The organism is Homoserinimonas sp., assembly GCF_056262345.1.
Window position 1 is genome coordinate 1 of the sequence record NZ_JBACFR010000258.1, and the last position, 4664, is coordinate 4664.

Genomic DNA, 4664 nt, shown 5'->3' on the forward strand with positions numbered 1-4664 from the left:
GTCATGGTCTGGATCCACGGCGGCTCCTACGCGTCGGGGGCAGGGGACGTGCCGATCATGGACCCGCGCGCGCTCGTGCGCGATCACCGTGTTGTCGTGGTGACCGTGACCTACCGCCTCGCAACGTTCGGCTTTGTGGGCGGCGTCGATGGCCGCCCCGCCAATCTGGGTCTTCTCGACCAGATTGAGGCGTTCCGCTGGGTCAAACGCAACATCGCGGCGTTTGGCGGCGATCCCGATCGGGTGACGGCCTTTGGGCAGTCGGCGGGAGCAGACGCGATTGCCCACATCATGGCCACCCCGGATGCTGCTTCGCTGTTCTCGCGGGCCATCATCCAGAGCCCCCCGCTCGGCCTTGCCCGCGGCCGCGCCAAGATGGCCGCGGCGATGGCGGAGGCAACCTCGTCCTTTACCCCCGAGATGACGGCCGAAGATGTCGTGGCCAAGCAGGCCGACATTGTCGCGGCGGGCACAGGGTTCGGCCTGGTGAGTTCGATGCCCTACGGCATCCAGTACGGTTTCGCCCCGCTGCCCTCCGAGGAGGGCGTCAATGACGCGTGGAGTGCCGTGGCCAAAGACATCGACGTGCTCATCGGCAGCACCGCGGAGGAGGCTCGGCTCTTTACTCCCCGCCTCGAGGGTTTGCAGAAGTGGATTTCGCTGCGCGGGGTGGGCCCGGCCATCCACCGTTTGGTTGTCAGCGCCCTGACCAAGTCGATGTATACCAAGGCGATTACCTCCTTCACCCGGCGTTACGCCCGCGCCGGCGGCACCATTCACAACTACGTCATCTCATGGTCCGCCGCAGGCAACCAATACGGGTCGGCGCACACGATCGACCTGCCCCTGCTCTTTGGCGACGAGCAGAGCTGGAAGGCGGCGACCCTGCTCACGGGGGCGACCTGGCCAGAGATCGATGCCCATGCCCGCAACGTGCGCGCCCTCTGGTCGAGCTTCGCCCACGGCGAGCGCCTGCCCGACAGCGGCAGCATCCCGGGGGTGCTCACCTACCGCAAGGCCTAGGTCGGAGCCTCGGCCCGGTCGGCACCGACTACGCTCGATCTGTGCGTCTCGTTATTGCCCGCTGCTCCGTAGATTATGCGGGCCGCCTCAGCGCCCATCTGCCCCTTGCGACCCGTCTTCTGCTGCTCAAAGCAGACGGCAGTGTGCTCGTGCACTCCGATTCGCTCAGCTACAAGCCGCTCAACTGGATGAGCCCGCCCTGCAGCGTCAGCACGGTCGAGCCCGAACCGGAGCAGTCGGATGCCGGGGTCACCGAAATCTGGAAGGTCACTCAGGCGAAGACCGCCGACCTGCTGCTCATCTCGATCCACGAGATCCTGCATGACAGCACCCACGAGCTCGGCATCGATCCGGGGCTTCAGAAGGACGGCGTCGAGGCGCACCTACAGAAGCTTCTCGCCGAGCAGATCGAAACCCTCGGCGACGGCTATCGACTGGTGCGCAGGGAGTACATGACCGCCATCGGCCCCGTTGACATTCTCGCCACCGACGAGAGCGGCGCGAGCGTTGCCGTAGAGATCAAACGGCGCGGCGACATCGACGGCGTGGAGCAACTGACCCGCTACCTCGAGCTGATGAACCGCGACCCTCGAATTGCGCCCGTCGCTGGCGTCTTCGCCGCTCAGGAGATCAAGCCGCAGGCGCGCACCCTGGCCGAAGACCGCGGCATCCGCTGCGTTGTGCTCGACTATGACGCGATGCGCGGCATGGACGACAGCCACCTGCGACTCTTCTAGCCGTTCGCCACCGTTAGCCCCCCACGAAAGAAGCATCCATGGCACACCACGTCGTTCTCTACCGTTACACCGACGACGTAACCGCGCGCGATGACGCCCGCGCCGATCACCGCAGCTACCTCTCGACCCTGCTCGATTCTGGCGAGCTGCTCGTGAGTGGCCCCACGAACGGCCCAGATGGAGTCGGCGCGATGCTCATCCTGAACGTGGACTCCGTGGACCGCGTTGCGGAGCTTCTCGACGTTGACCCCTTTGCCACCCGCGGGGTCATCGCCGAGCGCACAATCCTCGAATACACGGTGGTTTTCGGCTCCGTCGGCTAACGACGAAGCCCCGCGCTATTCCTCGCCGCGGTACGTGCCAATGCTCCACGCGTTGCCTTCGGGATCCGCGCACGCAAACTCCCGGTTGGCATACGACGTCTCGTCGTGAAGCTCGCGCAGAATCATCCAGCCTTCTGCCGTGACTCTCTCGTAGATGGCATCGGGGTCGTCGGTGACAAGGTATGCCGTGGAGGTGCCCGGCTCACCCGCAAGCCCTGACCAGCGGGCTCCGCCCTTGTCGGTGCCGATCATGATGCCTCCGCCCGGCGGCCACAGCAGCTCTGCGTGTTCGACGCTGCCATCCGATGCCCGGTGGTCGACGTGTTCGTCAAAGCCGAGAACCCGCACGAGGTAGTCGATGGCCGCCGCCGCGTCTGTGTAGTTGATGGTGATCCAGGCTCCGACGCCTGTGACTTCTGTCATGGCACACCTCCACGCCTAGGCTAAGCCTGGTGAGCACTCAGTGGACCTGCATTCTTTTTGACCTTGACGGCACGATCTCAGACTCGGCGCCGGGGATAACCGCTTCGCTCGGTTACATGTTTGAAAAGATGGGTAGGCCCGTGCCGTCTCCCGCGGAGCTTCTCGCCTACGTCGGACCGCCGATTCTCGACTCCTTTAGGGACATGGCCGGTATGGATGCCGTGGAGTCGGCCCAGGCGTTGGCCATCTATCGCCGTCACTACCTGGACAACAGCGCCCATTCCAGCCCGATCTTCGAGGGCATCGCCCCTGTGCTGCGCACCCTCCATGACGCGGGGGTTCCGCTGTCGCTGGCGACCTCAAAGCCCGAGTTTCCGGCCTCCGTGATTCTCGACAATGCCAACCTCACGCAGTACTTTCGCGTGCTTGCCGGCTCCTCCATCGACGAGATCCGCAGCACCAAGAAAGACGTTATCTCCGAGGCGTTGACCCGCTTCGGGATGATCGGGGTCGACACGAGCAATCCCGTGATGGTGGGCGACCGCAAGTACGACGTCGAGGGCGCTGCTGCTCACGGCATCCCCACGATCTTTGCCGACTGGGGCTACGGCACGATCGACGAGCAGGAGGGCGCCCTGGCCGTGCTTGAGCACCCGAGTGACCTCATGCCACTGCTTCTGCCCTAGAAGCGCAGCCAGCGCCCCTGGTGGGATTCTGGTGCGGCGACTACCGTCTGGCTCGACACCGTTTGCCACTGTCACAGGCCCGGCCCGTGATTTCCCAGTGCGGATGCGAGGGCTGAACATGGCAGCACTGTTCCCCACCCTCGCGGGGTACCAGCGGTCGTGGCTGGTGCGCGACCTACTGGCTGGGTTCTGCTCAGCAAGCCACGCATCGCCAGCAGCACCGACAGCGATGCACAGGTCACCATCACGCTGCTCGAGCCGCTCTACACGGCCAATGTGCGCGCGACGGAACAGGCAATTCTTGATGAGGTGGATGCTCGGCCGAACGTGCGCACCGTGATTCTCGACCTTGAGGTGCTTCAGGAGATTTCGATCGCGGTGCTCGACGGCTTCGAAGATCTGGATCACGAGCTGTCGGGCCGCGGCGTGGAGCTTCGGCTTAGGAGCATGCCCCGACACGTCGTCAGGGTCGCGGCACGCACCGAGTGGTACGAGCGCCTGGACCGTGCCGGGCGGGTGATTCCCTAGGCGACCTAGTCGGGGCAGTGAACCTTGGTGGGGCGACCCTCTCGGCGTTCGACTTCGTGCAGGGACATCGGCTTACCGCAGAGTGGGCACGGACTACCCGTGGTGGGGGGCAGCGGAGCCTCGTCATAGGGCCCGAGGGGCGGGGCGCCGATGTAGCGACGAAGCTTACGGTTGAGCCGGTCGATGGCCTCTGAATATCCCACGGGGCCCCTTTCTTAGTCCACTAATCATACGCCCACTAAGTGCGATAACCTTTCTCCGTGTCCGATGATCCGCTCGCCCTCGACCGCCAGGTCTGCTTCGCCCTCGCCGCTACGTCTCGCAGCATCGTCGGCATCTACCGTCCCGTTCTCGAACCCCTCGGACTCACACACCCGCAATACCTCGTCATGCTGGCCCTGTGGGAGTGCAGTCCCCGCACCCTCACCGACCTGGGGCAGACACTGCTGCTCGAACCGGCGACGCTCTCCCCTCTGCTCAAGCGCCTTGAATCCGCTGGGCTCATCACCCGCGCCCGCAGTCTCGACGACGAACGCGCCCTCGCGGTGAGCCTCACCCAGTCCGGCACCGCACTCAGGGACAGGGCAGAAGCCGTGCCGGGCCAAATCGTAGAGCGACTCGGCCTGCCCGTCAGCGACCTCGAGCGGCTGAGGGATGCCCTCACCATCGTGCTCACCGCGGCGAGCGCACCGCAGGCCACCGCACAGTAGCTGGCGGTTACTGCGCTCGCATGTGCCCTCTACTGCGCGAGCGACTCCATCGCCGCCGCGAACGCACCGGGCGCCCGAACGGCAACGGGAACGAGACCGCGCCGCATCCCTGACCCTGCCACGGCCGACAGGCTCGCCGTCATGGGGTGGAACTGCCGTCGAAGCCTGCGCCACTCGCGTTCGTATTCGGCCGGCGCAGCACGAACGACCGCCTCTACCGCCGCCCTGGCATTA

General features: G+C 65.4%; 7 protein-coding genes and 1 pseudogene. 6 read left to right on the forward strand and 2 right to left on the reverse strand.

Annotation, left to right across the window (positions count from 1 at the left end):
• The 3 genes from AC062T_RS12190 to AC062T_RS12200 form a co-directional block, all read left to right on the forward strand.
• A partial coding sequence (locus AC062T_RS12190) for a carboxylesterase family protein (protein ID WP_476030396.1) occupies positions 1 to 1023 on the forward strand: 1023 nt, incomplete at its 5' end.
• A 41-nt stretch (positions 1024 to 1064) separates the two neighbouring features.
• Positions 1065 to 1760, forward strand: coding sequence for an endonuclease NucS (nucS, locus tag AC062T_RS12195; protein ID WP_476030398.1), 696 nt, complete (start codon positions 1065 to 1067; stop codon positions 1758 to 1760).
• Positions 1761 to 1798: 38 nt separating this feature from the next.
• A complete protein-coding gene (locus AC062T_RS12200; RefSeq protein WP_476030400.1) occupies positions 1799 to 2083 on the forward strand; it encodes a YciI family protein in 285 nt (94 codons plus the stop codon).
• Positions 2084 to 2098: 15 nt separating this feature from the next.
• Here AC062T_RS12200 and AC062T_RS12205 read toward each other — a convergent pair whose 3' ends face one another.
• Positions 2099 to 2506, reverse strand: a complete 408-nt coding sequence (locus AC062T_RS12205) for a VOC family protein (protein WP_476030402.1) — start codon at positions 2504 to 2506, stop codon at positions 2099 to 2101.
• Positions 2507 to 2535: 29 nt separating this feature from the next.
• Here AC062T_RS12205 and AC062T_RS12210 point away from each other — a divergent pair, with 29 nt between their 5' ends.
• From AC062T_RS12210 to AC062T_RS12220, 3 genes are all read left to right on the forward strand, one after another.
• Positions 2536 to 3192, forward strand: a complete 657-nt coding sequence (locus tag AC062T_RS12210; RefSeq protein WP_476030404.1) for an HAD hydrolase-like protein — start codon at positions 2536 to 2538, stop codon at positions 3190 to 3192.
• A gap of 159 nt (positions 3193 to 3351) precedes the next feature.
• Positions 3352 to 3720 (forward strand): sodium-independent anion transporter, encoded by a 369-nt coding sequence (locus AC062T_RS12215; protein WP_476030406.1) that lies wholly within the window; start codon positions 3352 to 3354, stop codon positions 3718 to 3720.
• A 260-nt stretch (positions 3721 to 3980) separates the two neighbouring features.
• Entirely contained in the window at positions 3981 to 4430 is a 450-nt protein-coding gene (locus AC062T_RS12220) for a MarR family winged helix-turn-helix transcriptional regulator (RefSeq protein ID WP_476030407.1), read from the forward strand.
• A 29-nt stretch (positions 4431 to 4459) separates the two neighbouring features.
• Here AC062T_RS12220 and AC062T_RS12225 read toward each other — a convergent pair.
• Positions 4460 to 4664: pseudogene (locus AC062T_RS12225) on the reverse strand (monooxygenase); the annotation flags it as partial.